Annotated in this window: 18 protein-coding genes and 1 tRNA gene; 10 read left to right on the top strand and 9 right to left on the bottom strand. The window is 63.0% G+C overall.

What is annotated here, in order from left to right:
* The first annotated feature begins 31 nt into the window (after nt 1–31).
* From IEV88_RS11160 to queG, 3 genes are all read left to right on the top strand, one after another.
* Nucleotides 32–877, top strand: coding sequence for a hypothetical protein (locus IEV88_RS11160; RefSeq protein ID WP_188158372.1), 846 nt, complete (start codon nt 32–34; stop codon nt 875–877).
* 239 nt (nt 878–1116) lie between these two features.
* Nucleotides 1117–1920 carry a 3'(2'),5'-bisphosphate nucleotidase CysQ gene (cysQ, locus tag IEV88_RS11165; protein ID WP_206711195.1) on the top strand — a complete coding sequence of 268 codons (804 nt, stop codon included), beginning with the start codon at nt 1117–1119 and terminating at the stop codon, nt 1918–1920.
* A gap of 70 nt (nt 1921–1990) precedes the next feature.
* Entirely contained in the window at nt 1991–3127 is a 1137-nt protein-coding gene (queG, locus tag IEV88_RS11170; protein ID WP_188158371.1) for a tRNA epoxyqueuosine(34) reductase QueG, read from the top strand.
* Here the strand turns inward: queG and IEV88_RS11175 are convergent.
* Both IEV88_RS11175 and aroA read right to left on the bottom strand, forming a co-directional pair.
* On the bottom strand, nt 3121–3642 hold the full coding sequence (locus tag IEV88_RS11175) for a hypothetical protein (RefSeq protein ID WP_188158370.1): 522 nt from the start codon (nt 3640–3642) through the stop codon (nt 3121–3123). The two genes, queG and IEV88_RS11175, sit on opposite strands and share 7 nt — an antisense overlap.
* An 89-nt stretch (nt 3643–3731) precedes the next feature.
* Entirely contained in the window at nt 3732–5066 is a 1335-nt protein-coding gene (gene aroA / locus IEV88_RS11180; protein WP_188158369.1) for a 3-phosphoshikimate 1-carboxyvinyltransferase, read from the bottom strand.
* 104 nt (nt 5067–5170) lie between these two features.
* Between aroA and IEV88_RS11185 the strand changes: the two genes are divergently transcribed.
* The 5 genes from IEV88_RS11185 (at nt 5171) to IEV88_RS11205 (ending at nt 9963) form a co-directional block, all read left to right on the top strand.
* A complete protein-coding gene (locus tag IEV88_RS11185; protein WP_188158368.1) occupies nt 5171–5644 on the top strand; it encodes a TIGR02300 family protein in 474 nt (157 codons plus the stop codon).
* Nucleotides 5645–5764: 120 nt separating this feature from the next.
* A tRNA-Ala gene (locus IEV88_RS11190) sits at nt 5765–5840 on the top strand.
* A 164-nt stretch (nt 5841–6004) separates the two neighbouring features.
* Complete coding sequence (locus tag IEV88_RS11195; protein ID WP_188158367.1) at nt 6005–6391, top strand: DUF2946 family protein; 387 nt, start codon at nt 6005–6007, stop codon at nt 6389–6391.
* Nucleotides 6392–6474: 83 nt separating this feature from the next.
* Nucleotides 6475–8529, top strand: a complete 2055-nt coding sequence (locus tag IEV88_RS11200) for a TonB-dependent receptor family protein (protein ID WP_188158366.1) — start codon at nt 6475–6477, stop codon at nt 8527–8529.
* A 54-nt stretch (nt 8530–8583) separates the two neighbouring features.
* On the top strand, nt 8584–9963 hold the full coding sequence (locus tag IEV88_RS11205; protein WP_188158365.1) for a PepSY-associated TM helix domain-containing protein: 1380 nt from the start codon (nt 8584–8586) through the stop codon (nt 9961–9963).
* Between the two features lie 26 nt (nt 9964–9989).
* Here IEV88_RS11205 and IEV88_RS11210 read toward each other — a convergent pair whose 3' ends face one another.
* From IEV88_RS11210 to IEV88_RS11225, 4 genes are read right to left on the bottom strand one after another with little or no spacing between them, the layout of a single operon-like run.
* Entirely contained in the window at nt 9990–11225 is a 1236-nt protein-coding gene (locus IEV88_RS11210; protein ID WP_188158364.1) for a cation:proton antiporter, read from the bottom strand.
* Nucleotides 11226–11283: 58 nt separating this feature from the next.
* A complete protein-coding gene (locus tag IEV88_RS11215; protein WP_206711194.1) occupies nt 11284–11586 on the bottom strand; it encodes a winged helix-turn-helix domain-containing protein in 303 nt (100 codons plus the stop codon).
* A 9-nt stretch (nt 11587–11595) separates the two neighbouring features.
* The gene (locus tag IEV88_RS11220; RefSeq protein ID WP_188158362.1) at nt 11596–12216 is read right to left on the bottom strand and encodes a hypothetical protein; all 621 of its coding nucleotides are present in this window, start codon (nt 12214–12216) and stop codon (nt 11596–11598) included.
* Nucleotides 12217–12218: 2 nt separating this feature from the next.
* Nucleotides 12219–13457: an acyltransferase family protein gene (locus IEV88_RS11225; RefSeq protein WP_188158361.1), complete on the bottom strand. Its 1239-nt coding sequence runs from the start codon at nt 13455–13457 to the stop codon at nt 12219–12221.
* 193 nt (nt 13458–13650) lie between these two features.
* On the opposite strand from IEV88_RS11225, the gene IEV88_RS11230 reads away from it, so the two are divergent.
* Nucleotides 13651–16020 (top strand): response regulator, encoded by a 2370-nt coding sequence (locus tag IEV88_RS11230; RefSeq protein WP_188158360.1) that lies wholly within the window; start codon nt 13651–13653, stop codon nt 16018–16020.
* Nucleotides 16021–16031: 11 nt separating this feature from the next.
* Here IEV88_RS11230 and IEV88_RS11235 read toward each other — a convergent pair whose 3' ends face one another.
* The gene (locus IEV88_RS11235; RefSeq protein ID WP_188158359.1) at nt 16032–17297 is read right to left on the bottom strand and encodes a glucuronyl esterase domain-containing protein; all 1266 of its coding nucleotides are present in this window, start codon (nt 17295–17297) and stop codon (nt 16032–16034) included.
* A gap of 211 nt (nt 17298–17508) precedes the next feature.
* Nucleotides 17509–17775 carry a hypothetical protein gene (locus tag IEV88_RS11240; protein WP_188158358.1) on the bottom strand — a complete coding sequence of 89 codons (267 nt, stop codon included), beginning with the start codon at nt 17773–17775 and terminating at the stop codon, nt 17509–17511.
* 217 nt (nt 17776–17992) lie between these two features.
* Between IEV88_RS11240 and IEV88_RS11245 the strand changes: the two genes are divergently transcribed.
* Nucleotides 17993–18577 carry a hypothetical protein gene (locus IEV88_RS11245; RefSeq protein WP_188158357.1) on the top strand — a complete coding sequence of 195 codons (585 nt, stop codon included), beginning with the start codon at nt 17993–17995 and terminating at the stop codon, nt 18575–18577.
* A gap of 11 nt (nt 18578–18588) precedes the next feature.
* Here the strand turns inward: IEV88_RS11245 and IEV88_RS11250 are convergent, their stop codons facing one another.
* On the bottom strand, nt 18589–19887 hold the full coding sequence (locus IEV88_RS11250) for an O-antigen ligase family protein (RefSeq protein WP_188158356.1): 1299 nt from the start codon (nt 19885–19887) through the stop codon (nt 18589–18591).
* Nucleotides 19888–20078 lie beyond the last annotated feature (191 nt).

Raw genomic sequence — 20078 nt, forward strand, 5'->3', positions numbered from 1 at the left:
ATACCCTTCCGGGGAGAGGGATGATCAGCAGATGACGTATCTAGTCGCATGCCTGTGCTTCATGAGCATCGCCGGTGTCGCGATCTGGGCGAGGCGCCCGGACAGGGCGTCCGACGAGGCAGCGAAACCGTCCGATATCAGTGCCGGCTTCACCCTGCGCCGCGCCGTCCTTCTGTTCGGGCCGCAGATGAACGATCCCCGGTGCAGCGCCCAGCGCACCGAGTTGAAGCGTATCCTCGGACCCTTGCTGGCGGGCGGCTATCGCATCGTCGAAGTCTATGGCCCCAATGCGCCGACCCAGAATGGCGAGGTCTATGACTGGCTCGACAACCAGCTGCTGCGCGACACGCTGAACGCGAAGTCGGGCTTTCACCTGATTTTCGTCGATGACGCGGGCCAGATGCTGTTCCACGCAGCCCGGTCGGTCACTGCCGAGGCGCTGCTGCATATCTTCGACCTGTGGCACCATATCGAAGGCGATGCCGGCGAAGCGCTGGCCGCGACGATGTCAGAGACCGGGGCGCCAGAAACGGCAACGACCGCGACGGAGAGTGCTGGTTCTGCGGCGGTGACGGAACAGCGCCGGCACCCGATCCACCCGGCAGCGGCACACTCGCGCAAGAAATCCCTGCCACCAGCAACTGTCACCCTGACCGGCCCCGGTCTCGCCAGCCATCTCAAGACGCTTGAAATGATCGCCGCCCAGAACCGCGACAATGCGGTGCCGGCTGCCGCCAATGAACCCAATGCCGGTGACAGGCCAGCGCGCAGGCGTGAGCAAGAGGCGTCGTCGCCCGCGCCGACCGCTGCAGGCCACAGGCAACGCCCCAGCGCGCCGTCGCATATCAAGGAATTGCTGAAGCGGCGCCGCGCCTAGAGCAGCCTGCGTCCGGATGGACGCAGAGGAGCTGCTCTAACACTTTGGAAGCGATCAACTTTCCTGCCTTCAATTGATTCCATTTGAACGCAGGTTGATCCAGCCACTCCCTGCTGCCTTTGCCGCCCCTGCTGCCGCCAAAACTTTTTTGCTCGCAGTGCACAATAGCCACGCCATTGGTCTTGTCACACTTGCCCCCCCTGCCTAAACAGGATGCCTGAGACTTTACGGGGGTATCAATGACTACAACTGCCATGATGGATGGAATGATCGACCTTGCCTTGAAGGCCGGGGCGAAGATCTGCTCGATCTACAACACGGATTTCGACAAGGAGATCAAGGGCGATGGCTCGCCGGTTACCGAAGCCGACCAACTCGCCGAGGAGCTGATCCTTGCCGGGCTGAAAGAGATCGCGCCGGATATTCCGGTGCTGGCGGAGGAGTCCGCCGCGGCCGGCAAGATCCCCGAGCTTGGCGATAAATTCTTCCTCGTCGATCCGCTGGACGGCACCAAGGAATTCATCACCAAGACCGGCGAGTTCACCGTCAATATCGCGCTGATCGAAAATGGCCGTCCGGTCGCCGGCGTCGTCTATGCCCCGGCGGCGGAGAAACTCTATTTCGGCACCGTTGGCGAGGGCGCGTTCGTCCAGAAGATCGCGCCGGGCGCTGACCGGGCCGATGCCCTGCGCGCGGCGCCGATCACCGTGCGCAAGCGCAAGGAAGGCGCGTTGATTGCCGTCGCCAGCCGCTCGCACCGCTCCGCCGAGACCGAGACCCTGCTGGAGAAACTCGGCGCGACCGACTTCACGCCGGCCGGCTCGTCGCTGAAATTCTGCCTCGTCGCCGAGGGCCTCGCCGATGTCTATCCGCGCCTTGGCCGGACGATGGAATGGGATACCGGCGCCGGCCAGGCCGTGCTGGAAGCGGCCGGCGGCAGCGTCAATGCCTATGAGGGTGACGCGGAGACGGGCCCGCTCGGCTATGGCAAGAAAGAGCGCGGATTCGACAATCCGTATTTCATCGCCTGGGGCGGAAAATAGCGGGCGGCGAATAGAGCGCGCCCGCGAAGCACCCATTGTGTGACAACGCCCCGCGCGCTATTGCCGGGGCGTGACCACCAGCCAGCATATCAGGGAGGAGATCCGCGCCCGCGCCCTTGCAGAAGGGTTCGACGCTGCGGGCTTTACCGGTGCCCGGCTGCCGCAAAGCGCTGGCGAGGGCCTTGCCGCCTTCCTTGAGCGCGGCCATCACGGCGACATGGACTGGCTGGAGAACCGGCGCGACCAGCGGGCCTCGCCCGACGCCCTGTGGCCAGAGGCGCGCAGCGTCATCGCGCTCGGTCTCAACTATGGCCCCGACGAAGACCCGATGGAGAAACTCGAGCGCACTCTCGAGGGCAATATCTCGGTCTATGCCGGCAACAAGGACTATCACGACATCATCAAGAAGCGGCTGAAGCGTATCGGCCGCTGGTTGTGCGAGACCCATGACTGCTCGGTCAAGGTTTTCGTCGATACCGCCCCGGTGATGGAAAAACCGCTTGGCCAGCAGGCCGGCATCGGCTGGCAGGGCAAGCACACCAACCTGGTTTCGCGCGAGTTTGGCTCATGGCTTTTTCTCGGCGCGATCTACACAACGCTCGACCTGCCGCCGGACGATCCGGAGACGGATCATTGCGGCTCGTGCCGGGCCTGTCTCGATATCTGTCCGACGCAGGCCTTCCCCGCCCCCTATCAGATCGATGCACGGCGCTGTATTTCCTATCTGACAATCGAGAACAAGGGGCATATCCCGCTGGAATTCCGGGCTGCCATGGGCAACCGCATCTATGGCTGCGACGACTGCACTGCCATTTGCCCGTGGAACAAGTTCGCAGCGCAGACGGAGGAGATGGCCTTTCACACGCGCGAGGCTCTGCGCGGGCCCCTGCTGGCCGACCTCGCCGCGCTTGACGATGGTGCTTTCCGGGAGATGTTCCGCGCCTCGCCGGTCAAGCGTATCGGGCGCGACCGCTTCGTGCGCAACGTGCTGATCGCCATCGGGAATTCCGGCGCGCCGGCGCTTGCCAGCTCGGCGCAGGCCCTGCTGGCCGATCCATCGGCCCTTGTCAGGGCGATGGCGGTCTGGGCGCTGGCGCGACTGGACATCGGCGCGGCCAAGCGCGCCAAGCCGCAATATGACGCGCTGGAAATGGACGACGCCGTCAGGGCCGAATGGCAACGGCTCGATCAGCAGGCTGATCAGTAACGATCCCTGTCCCTGTCTCGGTCGCGATCGTAATCGTCATCGTCGTCATACCGGTCGCGATATTTGCTATCGCGCGGGCCGTCATAGGGTCCGTCGATCGACCGGTCGCGCACCCAGCAGCTGCAACCGCTATCCCAGCGGAACCCCTCGCCACGGCCGTTCACGCGGGAATATTGCGAGGAATAGGACCCGTCCGACGTATCGCCCCACATGTCGGCATAGCCGTCGCCATTGGAGTCGCAGGTATAGAAGGTGCCGGTATTGCGGCACTGGTTGTACCCGACCCAGCTGCCATAGCTGTAGGTCGGGACAGGCCAGTAGCCAGTGCCGAAATTGTTCGGCTGATACCCGCCATAGGGGGAATTATAGGCCGAGCCATAGCCGTATGAGCCGTAGCCATAGGAGTTCTGGTAGCTCGCCTGCGCCAGCCCCTCGCCGATGGCCTGCATGGTTTCGGCATCACACGCAGTGAGGCCGATAGCGGCGGTCACGGATAAAATAACGCTGCGCTTCATGGATCTCTCCCTCTCTCTCGGGAAGAAGATTACGCAGCAGCGTGCCTGAGGGTCAAGCGGCTCGCGCAGGCATGAAAGCAAGCGCTCGCTTACCGTTCAGCGCGAATATCAGCACCCAGGGTTTTCATCAGGGTAAGGAATTCCGGGAAGGATGTCGCGATCATTTCGGTGGAGTCGACGCCGACCGGATCGGCTGAAACCAGTCCCATGACGAGAAAACTCATCGCAATGCGATGATCCATATGGGTACTGACCATATCGCCGCCCTTCAGCGGCTCGCCGCCTGAGCCGGTAACCGTCAACCAGTCCGGCCCTTCCACGATCGAAACGCGATTGCCGGCAAGACCTGCGGCGACGGCGGACAGGCGGTCGGATTCCTTGACCCGCAATTCTTCCAGCCCCTCCATGCGCGTCTCGCCCGTCGCGCAGGCCGCGGCAATCGAGAGGATCGGATATTCGTCGATCATCGACGGCGCCCGCCCGGCCGGGACGCTGACGCCCTTCAGCGCGCTGTGGCGGGCCGTGATATCGGCAAGGGTTTCCCCGGCCAGGGTGCGTTCATTGGCAAAGGTCAGGTCGGCACCCATTTCGATCAGCGTCTGGTAAAGCCCCGTACGCTGAGGGTTCATCAGAACGCCCTCGACCGTCACCTCCGAGCCCGGCACGATCAGCGCAGCGACGAGCGGGAAGGCTGCCGACGAGGGATCGGCGGGCACGGTGATATCGCAGGCCTTGAGCGTCTGCCCGCCCTTCAGGTGGATCGTCCGGCCCCTGGTTGCTTCTGCACCCTCCAGCGGGCCGAAGGATATCTCAGCGCCGAAGGCCGACAGCATCCGCTCGGTGTGGTCGCGGCTCAGGACCGGCTCCTCGATGATCGTCTCGCCGTCCGCCCCGAGGGCCGCAAGCAGGATTGCCGACTTGATCTGCGCCGACGGTTTGGGCAGGCGGTAGCGCATACCGGTGAGTTTCCCGCCGGCTATTTTCACCGGCAGACGGCCGTCATCGCTGTCGGACGAGGCGCCCATCTGCGCCAGTGGCTCGATGATTCGGCCCATGGGGCGCTTGCGCAGCGAGGCATCACCGTCGAAGACGGCTTCCACGCCCTGGCCGGCCACCGCGCCCATCAACAGGCGTACACCCGTGCCGCTATTGCCGGCATACAGGATGCGGTCAGGCGCCTGCCACGGCGCGCCCTCGATGGTCCAGACCGGGCCGTCCGCGCTCTCGTCGCGCTCGATCGAGACGCCGAGCGCGCGCAGTGCCGCAGCGGTGTGCAGCACGTCCTCGGCCTCCAGCAGGCCGCGCACCTGCGTCACCCCCTGGGCCAGAGCGCCAAAGATCAGCGACCGGTGGGAGATCGACTTGTCGCCGGGCACCTGCACCCGGCCGTTCAGGGACGCACCGCGATGCGCGAATGTACTCATGTTAAAGCCCGCCTTGAGAATTTGCGTTTTCCTTTTGACAGCGCCGGGGTTGCATGGCAACACCCGTCCTTTAGCTGCTCTACAGTCAAGACAAAGGTAAGCCCGTGGCGAATGAAGAACTAGGCCAGAAGCGTGATTGCCCCGAGTGCGGCGCCCGTTTCTACGACCTGAACAAGGAACCGGCCCATTGCCCCAAATGCGGCAATGAATTCGTGCCCGAAGCCATCCTGAAGCCGCGCAAGACGCGCAAGGAAGACGATACGGCAAAAGCCAAGGACGATGAGTCCGATGACGAAGAGGAAGTGGAAGACGAGGCCGATGACGATACGTCCCCGGACGAGGAAACCAGCCTCGAGGAAGCCGATGAGGAGGAAACATCCTCCGTCAAGGCACGCAAGACCGTCAAGGTCGATGAAGAAGATGATGAAGACGAGGACGATGACGACGAGTTGTCCGACATCGAGGATATCGACATCGACACGGATGACGACGACACGCTGCTCGACGATGACGACGAGGACGATGACGACTTAGAGGATATCGTGGGCGGTGCCGGCGACGATGACGAAGAACGCTGATCGGACGCTGGTTTTTTAGCGAAATTACACTTGCAAAGCCGGGAAACTGACACTAGTTTCCCGGTCTTCCCGGCGCCGCCAGCGCCCTTGCGACAGGCGGCACCGCATTCCGAATGGAACGGGGCTATAGCTCAGCTGGGAGAGCGCTTGCATGGCATGCAAGAGGTCAGCGGTTCGATCCCGCTTAGCTCCACCATTCGTAGCTGGTCTGCCGCAGGCAGAAAAATCAATCCTGTGAATTGATTTTAAGCGTAGAATGCCCCGGCAGGGGCCACACCGATCAATCACCCCTATCCATCTTGTCGCACCCCTGATCGATCCGGCTTGTGCAGGATCATCCGCGCTGCTATCGGCCGGTTCATGAGGAATTTCAGGATCTGGCTGTTGCGCATGATGCTGCTGGCCTTCGCCTTTCAGGCGGGGTTTGGCGGCGCGGCCATGGCGCGCCTTGCCGAGACCAGCTATTCGATCTGCTCTCCGGCCGGCACCGGCATGACCGCCGATGCCAGGGCCGCAGCACGCGAGTTCGCAGCGCTGACCAGCCGCAAGGATGTTCCCCGCAACGGCGCCCATGACGACCAGTGCTTCCTCTGCCACCTCGCGGCCACGCCGGTAACGCCGGTCGAGACGGTGGTGATTGCCGCCCCGCCGCTCACGCGGGAGGCGCTCCGCCCGCTGGACAATGGCGCGATTGCCGCCCAGCCCCAGGGGCCGCCGCTTGGCGGCAGGGCCCCGCCCGCGGCCTGATGATTTCTCCGTAGCCCCGGCCACCGGGCGATAATGCCGCCTGCGCCGGCATCCGATTTCATCAGACACAAGAGTTTTTTCCCATGACCAGATTTCTGCTGGCGGGCGCGAGTGCCCTGCCGTTCTTCATCCTGCCTGTCCTGTCCCCTGCAGCGAGCGCCGATTCATCCCAATCCGACGAGACGATCGTCATTACCGGCGAGCGGCGCGACGCCCTGGCCGAGGCGCTGGCCGAAAAGGCGCGCCGGCCGGGCAATGTCGATGTCGTGCCTGCCGAGGAATTCCGCGATCGCTACGCCACGACCTTTCGCGATGCGCTGGCGCTGACCCCCGGCGTCATCATGCAACCAAGCGCCGGGGAGGATGGCCGCCTGTCGATCCGCGGCTCCGGCCTTGCCCAGAACGTGCATCTGCGCGGCGTCGAGGTGCTGCTCGGCGGCGTGCCGATGAATGCCGCCGACGGCTTTGGCGACCTGCAGGAAGTCGATCTGCTGGTTGCCTCCCATATCGATGTGCTGAAAGGCGGCAACGCCTTTCGCGTTGGCGCGGCAACTCTGGGCGGCGCGATCTCGGTCGAAACGCTGACGGCGAAGAGCGTTGCCACGCCCCACGCGCTCCGCGCCGAAGCCGGCTCGTTCGGCACATCGCGGCTTCACGCCGTTGCCTCGCGCGATTTCGGGCGCTTCGACATGCTGGTCGCCGGCACTTGGCAGCGCCAGGACGGCTTCCGCGACCATTCCCAGCAGAACAATGAGCGGGGCTATGTCAATATCGGCTATGAATGGTCGGACCGGGCAGAGACCCGCTTTGGCCTGTTCTATAATGATGTCGACCAGGAACTGGCCGGCTCCGTCAGCCTCGATACGGCGCTCGGCGATCCGGCCGCAGGCAATTCCGGCGCGATCAGCCAGGACTGGCAGCGCGACATCGATTCCCTGCGCGCCTATACCACGACGACGATCAAGCTCGACGGCGGCACGCTGACCTTCGGCGGCACGGCGGCGCGGCGGGATCTGTATCATCCGGTGCCGGTCTTTCTCATTCAGGAGGCGGAGGATTATTCCGGCTTCCTGCGCTATGATGGCGGCGGGACCGTTGCCGGGCGGGCTGCGGCATGGTCGATCGGCATGCGGCTGCGGGAGACAGAGACGGATGCAGATGTCTATCTCAATTTCGCCGGCGCCATCGGGCCGCAGATCACGGACTCCGTGCAGGAATCGGGATCGGCTGAACTCTATGGCGAGGGGCGCCTCGAAATCGCGCCGGGCCTGTGGGCGATTGTCGGGGCAAACTGGCTCGAGACCAGCCGCGATTTCGAGAACCTCGCAGATGCCAGCCGGAATGCGCAGACATCCTTCTCCCATCTCAGCCCGAAGCTCGGCCTTCTCTATGAGGCAAGCGCGACAATCCAGGTCTTCGCCAATGCCTCGGCCTCCCATGAGCCGCCGACCTTCCTCGACCTTACGCAGGGCGGCGTTGCCGGCTTCCAGCCGATCGAGGCGCAGGATGCCGTGTCCTACGAGGCCGGCGCACGCGGCACTGTCGGTGACGTCAGTTTCGAGGCGGCGGTATACCGCCAGGAGATCGATGGCGAATTCGTCGCCTTCACGACGACGCCGGGCATCCCCGCGGCAATCTTCAACGCAGACGAGACGATCCATCAGGGGGCGGAGATTTTCGCTTCTTGGCAGGCGCTGAGGACTGCAGGCGGGCTTTCCGTGACCCCGCAACTGTCCTGGGGCTGGAACGATTTCGCCTTCGACGGGGACGCCATCTATGGCGACAATCGCCTTGCCGGCATGCCGGAACATTTCGGTAGGCTGCAGGTGGTGGTTGCCGGTGACAGGTTCCGCATTGCGCCGAGCGTCACGGTTCAGGCCGGGGACAATTTCCTCGACTATGCCAATACGGTCGATGTGCCCGGCTATGAGCTCTATGGCGTCGAAGCGTCATGGGACCTTTCGCCCGGTATGTCGCTGTTCGTCGAGGGCCGTAACCTGACCGACGAAGCCTATGCGGTGAATTATTCCACGCTTGCCGATGCCCGCGATCCGTCAGCGTCGCTCAACGTGTTCGTGCCGGGCGAGGGCCGCGCCATCTATGGCGGCATCAGGCTTGGTTTCGGCGGCAGCCGGTAGCATCATAGGCCGGCTGTCCCGAACGGGCAGCCGGCGCATCGAGAGGTCATCGACATGTCCATCACCACACCAAGACCCACGCGCCGCTATCACGCCGCCGTCTGGCGCTGGCATTTCTATGCCGGTCTCGTCGTCATGCCATTTTTCGTCATGGCTGCCCTGACCGGCATGGTCATGGTCCTTAAAACACCGTTCACGGAGCTGGTGCATGGCGCCCGGCTGAATGTCGAAATCGGTGCCGAGATGCTGCCGCCGTCGCAACAGGTGGCCGTCGCAATGGAATATTGGGCCGAAGCCGAGCTGAGGGCCTATCTTCCGCCATCGGCGCCGGACCGGGCGGCGATCATCCATGTCGCGCCCGGGCATGCAGCCATGGCGTCGGGCGAGCATTCGTCCCATGATGGCGGCAACAGCCTTGCCTATGCCGTCCATGTCAATCCGTATACGGGCGCCATCACCGGCTATGGACCGCTCGGCATGTCGCCGGCCGACTTCGCCGAGAGCCTGCACGGCACGCTGCTGATGGGCGATGTCGGCGATGTGATCCTCGAGGCGGTGGCCGGGTTCGGCATCCTGATGATCGCGACCGGGCTCTATCTCTACTGGCCGGCGGGCAGGCGCCCGCTCGGGAAAGGCGGGCGATCCCTGTGGCGGCGGATCCACGGGCTGACCGGCCTTGGCGTGTCCGTCGTGCTTGTGTTTTTCCTCGTGTCAGGCCTCGCCTGGACGCCGATCTGGGGCGGCAAGGTGACGCAAGCCTGGCAGGGCTTTCCGGCTGAGCGCTTCAGCGCCCCGGTCGGCGAGGCCCGTCACGAGGCGCTCAATGCGCCCGGTGCCCGCATCGTCTCCTGGGCGCTGGAAAAGACGCCCTTGCCGGTGTCTGCCCATGATGGCGACGAGCCGTTGGTCGGCCTCGACGCGGTCGTTGCCTTTGCGCGCGATGAGGGCTTCACCAGGTTTCGGGTCCTCCCGCCGCGCGGGCCGGGCGGCACCTGGACCATTTCAGCGACGACCATGGCGGGCGATATCACCGATCCGGAAATGGACAGGACGATGCATATCGACCCGGCGACAGGCATAGTGATCGCCGATGCGCCGTTCGCGGATTATTCGCCCATGGGCAAGGCGATGGCCGCGGGCATCTCCATCCATATGGGTAATGCCGGCGCCCTCAACCTGATCCTGAACCTGCTGTTCTGTATCGCGATCTTGGTCATGGCCGTGTCCGGCTTCATCATGTGGTGGGTCCGCCGCCCGCTAGGCGCGCGCAGGATTGCCGCGCCAATGGCCGATAGCCGCAGCCGCTGGACAGTTGCAGGGATATTGCTGATAGCCGCCCTGCTGTTCCCGGTCACCGCTGCGGTGATGGCAGTCATCTATACGGGCGAAGCCATCGCGGCGCTGGCGGCGCGCAAAGGCAGGCCCGCGCGGTGACCCCGCCCGCCCGTGCGACGCCATCGTCAACCGCTGCCGGATCGCTCGAGTTTTCGCATCACATAGCTGGCGGTGAAGCCGTGCCCGAGGACCGAGACCAGCACGACAAAGGAGACGAGGGACCAGAGTTGTTCGTCATAGGCAAAATCCACCTCCGTGAGGGCGAAGGCGAGATAGAAGAAGGAGCCAATGCCGCGGATGCCGAAAAAACCGATCGCGAGCTTCTCCTGCCACGGCATCTTCGTGCCTGCCATCGAGGTGTAACCGGCGAGCGGCCGGATCAGGAGCAGGAACACCAGGCCGGCCGCCGCCGCGGGCCAGGTGAGACTGCCGAGGATGCCATCGACAAGACTGCCGCCGAACAGGACCAGCATGACCGCCAGCAGGATGTGCTCTATCTGTCCGATGAACTCATGCAGCTTCTCGTGATACTCATGCTCCATCTCCTTGTTGCGCATGGTGATGGCGGTGACGAAGACGGCGATGAAGCCATAACCATGCAGAAGTTCGGTGACGCCATAGACAAGCAGCGTCGCCGACAGGGCCACCAGGCCCTGCTGCACATGCATGAGGTTGTGCCTGTCCGGCAGATGGAAGAACAGATAGCTGACGAGCCTGCCGACGAGATATCCGCACACAATGCCCGCCGCTATCTTGTAGACGACGCTGTAGGCGGCCCATTCCAGCAGAGAGAAATCTTCCCCTGCGGTCGACAGCGCCAGTCCGATGGCAAGCCACACAAAGGGGAAGGCGAGGCCGTCATTCATGCCGGCCTCCCCCGTCAGCGCAAACTTCACCTGTCGCGTGTCCTCGCTGTTGGGCGGGCCGACCTGTACGTCACCGGCCAGCACCGGATCTGTTGGCGCCAGAACGGCGCCAAGCAGGACGGCGCTCGCCAGTCCCCACCCCAGCCCCCAGTATCCGAGCGCGGTCAACGCCGCGATACACAAGATCATCGTGATCGACGCCAACCGGAACGGCGCCCCCCAGAGTTTCAGCCTGAAAGGGACATCGATGCGCAGCCCGGTGCCCATGATGGCAACGATCACCATCAGCTCGGTCAGGTGCATGGTCAGGGTCTGGCTGCGATAGGGAGACGCCCAGGGGAGTTCATCGACAAAAATGTAGAGGACAATGCCGAGGAGCAGGTAAACGATCGGATAGGAAATGTTGATCAGGTTGGTGACGTGCTTGACCCAGGAAATCGACAGGGCAACGAAGCCGACAAGCGCGACACAGATGATATATGGATCCATCTTCATGGATGTAGCCGGAATTTGCCGATTGTCATCTCGAACGAGGCAGGATCGGCATTACAGGTCACATTCCCCTGCCGACCAGGCTTTCCAGCGCCTTGAGATAATCGGCAAAGGCCTTGCGGCCGTCCTTGGTCAGGCGCACCTGGGTGCGCGATTTCCGGCCGAGAAATGATTTTTCGATCGTGACATAGCCGGCATCCTCGAGCTTGCGCAGCTGGACCGAGAGATTGCCCTGGGTTACCTCGAGCACGGCCTTGAGTTCGGTGAAGTCGGCGACCTCAGCATCGGCAAGATAGGTCATCACCCCAAGGCGCAGCCGGGAATGGATAAGGTCGTCGATCTTGGCGATATCAAATCTGCTCACGCTCGGCATTTAATCCTGTTTTTTTGAAAGGCGCATCATAACAATGCCGGGCACGGTCATGAAAAAGAACAGCGCGAGGCCCGCCACCAGAAGATAGGTCAGCGAGCCGATCAGCAAGCCGAGCGCAATGGCCGACGCCATCCAGCCAAGCGCCACGCCGAGCAGCCAAACCCGGCGGCGCAACTGGAAAGCCGTCAGCCAGGCCGCGCCCTGCAGGGCAAAGACAATCGCGGGATGGAACAGCCAGATGGTAAAGTCATTGCGGGCGATGGCTGCAGGCGCGAAGATCAGGATCAGCGCCAGATTGGTGACGCCGGCGGCCTGGAACGCCGCAGTGATCGCCCGGGACGTCGCATTGCCTGTATTGCCGATGCCATACCGCATGCCCTGCCAGATGCAGTAAACGATGAAAATGACGGTGGGCAGGATGTGCAGCACCAGCCAGGCGGGCCCGGGCATGTTCAGCGCAAAGATGATCAACAGCCAGTTGGCAATGCACTGGAAGGCATACAGACTGCCGCCGACGACAAAGGCATGACCGGTCAGATATTGCGTCTTGTTACCGCCGCCATCCACGAGGGCCCGAAGAAACTCCAGATCCGGTTCGAGCGTGCCTTTGCCGTCGATCATGTTCATGCTCCCGCTTCTTCCGCCTGATGCGGGAGATCTTGCTGCTTGCGTTTATTCTGGCGCTGTTTCCGCTTGCCGTTCAACAGCCAGCCGATGACGCTGTAGCGCACGAGCAGATGATAGGTCCCGAGCAGGATCGCCATGGCGACCGCCAGCACGATAGCGAATTTCACCACCGCTGGCAGGGCGATATCGCTGACCGCGACCTGCAATGCCATGACCAGAGGCAGGTGCATGAGATAGACCCAGTAGGAAGAGTCGGCGAGATAGCGGATCGCCGGGCTGTGCCGGTCGAGCACGGCGAGCGCCGCGCCGGTCAGGCCGAATATCCAGAACCACATGGCCAGCGCATACGTCCCTGCATAGGCGAGCGACAGCATGCTTTGCGGGGCCGGCATCGAGTCCGGCAGGCCGCGCGAAAGGACGAGGCACCCGAAGGTCAGGGCCGCGGCGAGGCCGAGATTGATCCCCCAGCGCCCGCGCCAGATCGCGAACAGGTCGATGCGGCGGTTCATCAACCAGCCGAAAAGGAAGGCAATGCCATAGGCGGTCGCCGCCTGCAGGTTAGGGATCAGGGAATTGTCCGGAGTCGGAACGCCGCCGAGCACGTACCAGCTCTTGTTTGCCCACAGGGCAAGCGCGACCGGGACGGCCAGCAGGATGGGAGCCAGGTGGCTTCGGGTCAGGAAGGAGATCATGCTGTCGCCGTTGCCACGCAGCCGGCCGCTCCGGTCAACCAGGGCAATCGGTGCCCTGAGGATCGCAATGCCGGTATAGAACCACAAAAGGACATACAGGAACCACAGATGCGTCAGCGGAAAGGGCAGCGGCACGTCGGCCTGCGGCGGCGCCTGGGTGAATTCCGGCGGGATCGGCCAGCCATGCGCCTTGGCGAGCGCCCACGTCGCCGCGACGATGATCAGGACCATCGAGATTGGCCAGAAAATCAGCAGCGGCAGCGCGATGCGCTTGCCCCGGCTGAGCGCGAACCGCCCGGCCCCCAGTCGGTGATAGACCATCCTGCCGAAGAAGCCGGCCAGAAAGAAGAAGGTCGCCATGCGGAAGATGTGGATGACATAGAATGTCAGGAACAGACCGAGGCTGCGGGACTCATCGGCGACGATCCAGACCTGGTCACCGGGCCAGAATGACATGGTGGCGTGCAGCACCACGCCCAGCAACAGGGCAAAGCCCCTGACAGCATCGAGCGCATGCAGCCGCTCAGTCGACATACCGGACATGACATCCCCCTTTTTCCATTACGGATTATTCCGCCATACCCACGGAAGCATAATCGGTTTATTTTGTAAACTGGTTTATTTTGAGCCTCCTTTTATCCTTAACCCGATTTTTAACATGTTGGCTCAAACTCCATCGGTGAGGGGAGCATTTGCGATGTTTATGGGGCGGTGGCTGTTGCTGGCCGGAAAAGCGATGCTGAAGTTTATAACTGGCCTGCCGGGCCAGCTCTGTCTTCTGGTGATCGGGCTGATGTCGGCCCTGACTTTCATGCTCGCAGGCTATGGCGCCTATGTCGATTCCAAGGCCGAGGCACAGCGAATCTACGACGTCGCCGTCGAAGACGCCGACTTCCTTGCGCGGAACATTGAATCGCTCTTGCGCACGTCCAACCTGAACACAATCGACCAGGCGCTGACGACCGTCCGTACCCGCCGTACGATTCACGATGTCTACGTGCTTGATGCCGGCCTGAACTATCAGATCGACGGCAGTGGCAAACAAGCCGCCACCTATCGTTTTTCAGGGGAGCCGACCGACGAGGAGCAGGCGATCTTCAAGGGTGCCAACCGCACGATCCGTGAAGAAGGCGCCCTGCTGACGGTCTACGAACCCCTGTTGTGGAACGACCAGACCCTTGGCGTCCTGTCGTTGAGTATCCGTCGCGACAGCCTGATGACGCTTGCCAGCGAAAACCTGTGGAAGAACGTCATCGGCGGGATGCCCATGATGATGATCGCTTTCGCACTCGTCCTCCTGATCGCTCACCAGATTACGCGGCCGGTGCGCGATCTCGCCCGCGCCGCCGAGAAGATCTCCCAGGGCGACCGGAGCATCGACATTCCGGTACGCGGCACCCACGAAACCCGCCACCTCGGCAACACGATGCGCCAGATGGTCGCCGACCTGACGCGCAGCGCGGCCCGCGCAAGGAAGCTCGCCGCCGAGGCAAGCGAGGCTGCCCAGAAGGCAAATGCCGCCTCGACCGCCAAATCCAACTTCCTCGCCAATATGAGCCATGAAATCCGCACACCCATGAATGGCGTGATCGGTATCTCGGAAATCCTGCTGAAGACGGAGCTCGATCCCAAGCAGCGCGAACTGTCGGAGATCATCCTGTCGTCCGGCACCAGTCTCGTGACGATCATCAACGACATTCTCGACTTTTCCAAGATCGAGGCCGGCAAGATGCGGCTGATGCCGGAACCGTTCAACTTGCGCACCTCGATCGAGGACGTCATGTCGTTGCTGTCGAGCCGTGCGCGGGAAAAGGATCTGGAACTTCTGGTCGACTTCGACCAGGAATTGCCGGAAGGCTATATCGGCGATGCGGGCCGCATCCGCCAGATCATCACCAATCTCGCCGGCAATGCGGTGAAATTCACCGAACGCGGCCATGTCATCGTCAAGGTCAGGGGTGTCGAGACCGATACCCACGCAACGCTTTGCATCGAGGTCGAAGATACTGGCATCGGGATCGACGACGAGAAGCTGGAAAGCATCTTCGACCAGTTCGAACAGGTCGACACGACCAGTACCCGCAAATACCAGGGAACCGGCCTCGGCCTCGCCATCACCAAACACCTCGTCGGCCTGATGGGCGGCGTGATCAGCGTGACCAGCGACCCGGGCAGGGGCTCGACCTTCAGGGTACGGCTCACCCTGCCTGTCGACGAGACGGTCGCGGCAGGGCGGTATGCCGATGCACCCGCCGTTGACGGGCTTGAAGTCCTGATCATCGACGACAATGTAAACAACCGGCGTATCCTGTCCGACCAGGTTCGGGACTGGGGGCTGGAGCCGACCATTGCGACATCTGCCGACGAGGCGTTGGGCATTCTGGCCGAAGGCCGCGATTTCGACCTCGTCATCACCGACTATCACATGCCGGACAAGGACGGCGTCATGCTGGCGCGTGAAATCAAGGCAGAACCATACTCCTATGGCGGGCCGGTGATCATGCTGTCATCGATCAACGAGCGGTCCGACGCCAGCAAGGAGAATGTCGACCTTTTCGATATCTGGCTGACCAAGCCTGTCCGTGCCTCGCGCCTGCTCGACTCTATTTCGACGGTGGTCTATAATCGCCAGATCGTCAGCCTGCGTCAGACTGCAAAGAAGATGGCAGAACCGGAGGTCGTCTCACTTGAGCCGGCCGAAAAGATCGACATTCTCGTTGCCGAAGACAATGTCGTCAACCAGATGGTCATCAAGACCATGCTGGATGCCTTCAACGCCGATGTCCGCCTTGCCGAGAACGGGCAGCAGGCCGTCGCCATGTTCACAGAACAAAAGCCCGCCCTGATCGTCATGGATGTGTCGATGCCGGGCATGGATGGCCTTGAGGCGACACGGCGTATCAGGGCGAAAGAGCTGTCGGAGGGCATGCCGCGCACACCGATCATCGCCGCTACCGCCCACGTGCTGGAGGAGGATCGCCTGCGCTGTCTCGAAGCCGGCATGGATGACGTCATCACCAAGCCCGTGCAACAGAAGAAGCTGCATGAGACCCTCAGCGGATGGTTGACCCATTCAGGCCGTCAGCCACTGCGGCGCACCGCCTGACACCGGGGCGCTTACCTGAAATGAGCGTCGAGAAAATCGAGAAAGGCGGGCCAGTCCTCTTCGGTAATGCCATGGGTTCCGGGCCGGATGAAGAAGGATATGTCCGCTTGCGGATCGAATGATGCCAGCGTCTCCTGGTCCAGCCCCTGACGGCCTAAAAGCTCCCAGACCGGGTCAGCCCCCTGCGCCGCGATGAAGGTACCCGACGGGTCGGACCAGACATCCCGGCGGGCATTGCCGAGAAAGACGGGCCGCGGCGCGATCAGCGCCAGCAGGTGATGCTGGTCGACGGGCAGCGCGTCCTCGCGCCCGGCATAGGCGGCATAATTGCCGGCAAACCAGTGCGGATAGCTGCGTGTAATCTCGCCGACGGATTCGCCTCGTTTCGCCTTGTTGAGCGCCGCGCCACCGGTACCGGACTGGTGCGCGATGACGCCGTCGATCCGCTCATCCCATGCGGTGCCAACCAGTGCCGCCTTGCCATAGCGCGAATGCCCCCAGCTGATGATATCGCTGCCGGAGAACCGGTCATCCGCCTCAAGAACATCGACAGCGCGCGAGAAAAGCCACCCCCAGGCGGCGATGGCGCCAGGCCGCGCGCCATCATCCGGCAGTCCCGCCGCGATCTCGTCCAGGGCAGCCTGCGCCCGCGCCGCGTCATCTGGCACGATATCGCCCGGGTGAAACGCCGCGATCGCATAGCCGCGGCGGGCGATCTCCTCGAGCGGCGGCGTCGTGATATACCGGCCGAAGACATAGCCCATGATGCCGCTCACCACGCCATCGCCATCGCACATGCCCTCGCCCTCGGGGCGCGAAAGGCCCGCATCGGGGAAAGTGTTGTGGTTGCGGCAGAAGGTTTCCATCAGAATGACGGGCGCATCCATCTGACCTGCCGGGATCATTACCGCCATGCGCAGCAGCGCCGGCGCGCTTGCCTGTCCGTGATGGATTGCCGTCACCGCGATATCCCAGTCCTCAAGTACCGCGAGGCCATCGAGATAGGCGTCATCGACGACGCGCCGCTCGACCAGCCTTGCCTCGCCGCCCGGCGGCATCGTGCCATAGACAGTCTCTTCGAGAGCCTGGCGGATCGCCGGGCGCTGGTCTTGCCACGCCGCAGCGCTTTGCACTGTGCCGCTGCCATCGAGGGCGGACAGTACCGGCGGTGTCGCGGAGGGGCGCCCGGACGGATCAAGCTCGGCCCAGGCCATGGTCAGGCGCACACAGCCGCTGCTTGCCAGAAGGATCAAGAGGGCCAGTATCGGTCGTATCACGGGGTCAGCCCTCTCGTTGCGGTCAGCAATAGCCTTCACCGCAACAGATAAGGCTTCCCGAAGCCCGGGAAAGGCCCATGCACAGTCCGGCACCGAAGAAAGGCTATGCCTCTATCACCGGGGATTCAAATGGATTGATTTGAGTGCAGAAAGGTGTTCGCTGCCGGGGCGCTAAGCCCGCATATCTGCGCCCATCCGGACGCGGGCGGCTCTAGGCGAGCAGGCGGGTTGCGATCCACCAGACCGCCAGCCAGAAACCGCCACAGGTCGCAGCGACGAACAGGACGGTGCTGCGCGGCGACCAGCGCGACGCGGAAACCTCGCTGTCATGGTGGAATTCATCGCCGAGATAGTTCTGCAGGCGACGCGCAGGCGAATCGAGGCCGTCACGCACGTTCAACGGCATGGAGCCAGCGGTCCCGGCGTTTTCCGGGTCGTCGTCGATCTCGTGTTCCGTCTCAATTGCGCGCTTCGGCATGGTTCACCTCTGGCGTCAGGCTAGCGGGCGTTCCGTAAACATGGCCTTAACGGAGCAGGAACAATGCAGCGAGCCGCCGGTTCCGGCAAAAACATAGCCTGTCAGGAGCATATTAACCGCTCTTTACACCTAATGATATACATACCTTGTTGATGATGACCAGCTGATCCAGGCATTTATGGCCAGTAGACGACCGAAAAAACCGACCAAAGCTCTGATGAAAATCGCCGTCTCTGGTCTTCTTGCCGGCGCCGGCGCCCTTGCCCTGTTCGGCTTTTATGCCGAGATGCAGGCCGATGCCATGGGCCCGGAGGCGGCGACCAGCCTTGCTGCCGCGATCCCGACACCCGCCTCGATACGCGGATACGAAGCCCTGGCCCAGGCCGCGCTGGCCCGCCAGCCCCTGGCGCCAGCGGATCTCGACCTGGCCCGCACCGCCAGCCTCAAGACACTATCGCTCGATCCAGGCAATGTCAGTGCGTGGAACCGGCTTGCCTATATCGACCTTGCCGATGACGGAAGGCTGTCGCGCGACGGCATGGCCGCGATCTATAAAAGCTATGAGGTCAGCCCCTATGGCAATCCGCAGGTGATGATGTGGCGGGTCGATTTCGCGACGCGCAGTTGGACATCGCTGCCGGACGATATCCGCCGGGCGACCCTGGACCAATTGCCGGTCATTGGCGGCATTTATGTCACCTGGGATTGGCGGGTGGAAACCTGCCGCGAGAATCCCTATCCGGAAATCTGGCAGCCGATCTGCGCGGCAACGCCAGGCATTGACCGGCCGGCCGCCCGTTAGACCACGGCTGGTTAAGCGCTCTCGCCGCTGCCCCCGGCGGCGATCCCGGCGCCGAGCCCCAGCACCAGCGCAAACCACCACATGAAGCCCGGAATCTCCACGGCATAATCGACCATGGAATGCAGGCTGACGAACAGCGCGATCACCAGGACGCCGCGCAGGTACAGCTTGTGACGCCGCCGCGACGCGAGGCCGCGCCAGATCTTCCAGTAGATCGCTGCGACCGTGCCGACCATGGCGAGCGCACCGAGCCAGCCTTTTTGCAGCAGCCATTGCAGGAAGACATTATGCGCTGCTCCCTGCCCGGCCAGCAGGGCGGCATTGTCCGCCGACATGACGCGGGCATTGACAGCGGCGAAACTGTCAAAACCGGTGCCAAGCAGCGGATGGGCCATGCTCGCCTCCCAATAGGTCGCAAACATCACCGCGCGCATATTGCTGTCCTGCCCGAGATCGGCATAACGCTCCGCCGCCATGTCTCCCGACATGGCAAAGACGGTGATAGCGGCAAGCCCGATGAACGCAGCGCCGCCGGCGATCAGCCAGCGCAAGCCGCCACCCTCCTCCGTCGTCCGCGACCGCGACCGGCGCAGCGCCGCCATCTGCCAGACGACGAGAATGACGAGACAGACCAGCGCAAAGGCGATACCGGCGCGCGAGGCCGTGAGCACCAGGCAGACGGCGCAGAACAGGAAGCTGACGAGGCTGAGCGTGCCATGGCGGAACAGCCCCTCGACGAGATCGATCGGGTGGAAGGTGCCGGTGCGCTCGACCGCTTTCAGCAGCCCGGTCATCGCCACCAGCACGCCGGTGCCGAACAGCGTCGCCGCCGTATTGGCCGACAGGAACGCCGCCGACAGCCGCCCGAGATGATAGGGCCGCGGCCGGCCATGGATCGTGTCCGGATTGATGATGAAATCGAAGAACGCCCATCCGGCAAGCAGCAGGAAGGCGAGCGTCAGCCAGGCCCAGGCCGGCGCGACATTGTCTGACGTCAGCGCCACCGTCCGGGCCGTCAGGAAGATCGCTCCAGCCGCGGCGAGACCGGCATAGCCGGGCAACCCGCCAATGATCGCCCCGGTGGAAATGTCCAGCGCGAGGAAGCCGATCACCAGGGCGACCGCGACCATCATTGGCGGCGTGACGGTGGACCTTGGCGACAGCGCGACTGTCGCCGCGCCGGTGAACATCAGTACCGCCGAAAAGAGATAGACCGCGAGCGGTGTATCGGCCCCGAAGAACAGGCTTGCCCCGGCCAGCACGATAAGCGTGAGCCCGAATGGGAAGACGAGGTGTGTCGACAGCTTCATTGAACGCAGCCTTGAAAGCCCATCCGGGCCGGTAACCTTTCGGCGGAGAGCCAAATTTTAAGCATTATCTGTATAGGATCGACCGTCGCATAATTTGCTTGATGAGCTGTTAACCCTGCCTCTGCGCCAATAGCGGGCATGAGAGGGATCTCGCACTCCGTGTACGGGAAATGGCACGCACCTTGCAGAGT

The organism is Aquisalinus flavus, from assembly GCF_014640095.1.
Classification (GTDB): domain Bacteria; phylum Pseudomonadota; class Alphaproteobacteria; order Caulobacterales; family Parvularculaceae; genus Aquisalinus; species Aquisalinus flavus.